Here is a 1,969-nt window from a genome sequence, read left to right on the forward strand (position 1 = left end):
GGAGCCTATCTCGGAGAGGACGACATCGTCCGATACGAGGACGTCTACGCCCGCGGCCAAGGCGCAAAGGGCTGAACAACCACGCTACAGAACACGCGGCATAAGACACCCAATAGCCGCGCAGAACGGCCCCCCGAAACGGGGGCCTTTTTGGTGTTGGGCCGCCGAACAGGTTGCGCAACGAACGATGGGCTTTCACGTCGTTAAGCGGTTTTGGCTAGCGTTCCGCTGATTGACACAGAGAACGAGACCCGAACCATGACGACCAACCCGTTTACAAACCGTGTTTCCAGCCTGTCCGGCCCCGCGCGCGACGCTGCCCCCGTGACACCTTCTGACACCACCGATCTGGACGAGGTGGCAATCGGTCTGTACGTCGAAACGGGCGGCGCGGTGGCGATGACCACGGTCCGCGGCGAAACACGCACCGTTCAGGTGGCTGATTTCTCCATCCTGCCCGTCGGCGTGTCACGCGTTCATGCCACCGGCACAACCGCGTCGGGCATCCACGCCCTCGTGCTGACCTGAGACAGAATCGAAACCTGCCGCGTCCCGTTTTCGCGGCAGGATTTCTTTGAATGGGCGCGGGCTCAGCACCGCCCCTGCCGGTTTTAGTCGGCGCCGAACAGATCGCGGGTAAAGACCTTGTCGCTTGCATCGCGTATTTCGTCCGAGAGCCGGTTGGCGACGATCAGATCAGCCTGCTGCTTGAACGCCTCAAGATCACGGATCACCGGTGAGTGAAAAAAGTGATCCTCGCTCAGGGTCGGCTCATAGACGATGACCTCGATGCCCTTGGCTTTAATCCGCTTCATGATGCCCTGAACCGAGCTTTGGCGGAAATTATCGCTGCCTTCTTTCATTACCAGACGATAAATGCCGACAACTTTTGGCCCTTTCATCAGAATCTGGTCGCTGAGGAAATCCTTGCGGGTGCGGTTGGCATCGACGATGGCGCGGATCAGGTTCTGCGGCACGTGGTTGTAGTTGGCCAGCAGCTGCTTGGTGTCCTTGGGCAGACAATAACCGCCATAGCCAAAGGACGGATTGTTGTAATACGCGCCAATGCGCGGGTCGAGGCTGACGCCTTCGATGATCTGGCGAGAGTCCATGCCTCCGGCCAGGGAATAACTGTCCAACTCATTGAAAAACGCCACCCGCATGGCAAGAAAGGTATTGGCGAAAAGCTTGATCGCCTCGGCCTCGTCTGCATCGGTGAACAGCACCGGCACATCCTTGTCCACAGCCCCTTCCACCAACAGATCGGCAAAGACCTTTGCCCGGTCTGACCGTTCACCGACGATGATGCGGCTGGGGTGCAGGTTGTCATAGAGCGCCCGCCCCTCGCGCAGGAACTCCGGTGAGAAGATGACGTTGTCGGTGCCAAACCGCGCGCGGGCCCCGGCAACAAACCCCACCGGGATAGTGGATTTGATCACGATGACCGCGTCGGGATTCAGTGCCGAAACTTGTTCGATCACCGCGTCGACCGAGCTTGTGTCGAAGTAATTGCTGCGCGGATCGTAGTTGGTTGGCGTGGCCACAATAACGAACTCTGCCCCGCCAAAGGCGGTTTCTGCATCGGTCGTGGCGGTTAGGTCGAGCGTTTGGTTCGTCAGGAAATCAGTAATCTCGGCATCCTGGATCGGGCTTTGACGCCGATTAACTTGATCAACACGATCTGCTGACAGGTCCAAGGCCACCACTTCATGGTTTTGTGCCAACAGCACAGCATTGGACAGGCCGACATAGCCAATCCCGGCAATCGCAATCTTCATACAAAAATTCCTTGTGTAACCAGTGTCCGGGTTCTCGAATCGAACATACTCTAATTTTACCGCCTGATAAGGAGCGAAGATTTTGTTCTTATTGGGTCGTTCTCAGGTGATTTCGCCGTTAATTTGCTGCGGCGTTGATTGGTGTTGTTATGAGTGAGGGGGTGATTTGAGAGATTGTTCTTCCCCATCGT

Annotated in this window: 2 protein-coding genes; one reads left to right on the plus strand and one right to left on the minus strand. The window is 57.0% G+C overall.

Annotation, left to right across the window (positions count from 1 at the left end; all coding sequences use genetic code 11):
• Positions 1 to 258 precede the first annotated feature (258 nt).
• Positions 259 to 528, plus strand: a complete 270-nt coding sequence (locus tag AC2FEE_RS25535; RefSeq protein ID WP_496868216.1) for a spike base protein, RCAP_Rcc01079 family — start codon at positions 259 to 261, stop codon at positions 526 to 528.
• An 83-nt stretch (positions 529 to 611) separates the two neighbouring features.
• Here AC2FEE_RS25535 and AC2FEE_RS25540 read toward each other — a convergent pair whose 3' ends face one another.
• Complete coding sequence (locus tag AC2FEE_RS25540) at positions 612 to 1,778, minus strand: nucleotide sugar dehydrogenase (protein ID WP_496868217.1); 1,167 nt, start codon at positions 1,776 to 1,778, stop codon at positions 612 to 614.
• Between the last annotated feature and the right edge of the window lie 191 nt (positions 1,779 to 1,969).

The organism is Ruegeria sp. YTSC199, from assembly GCF_059609725.1.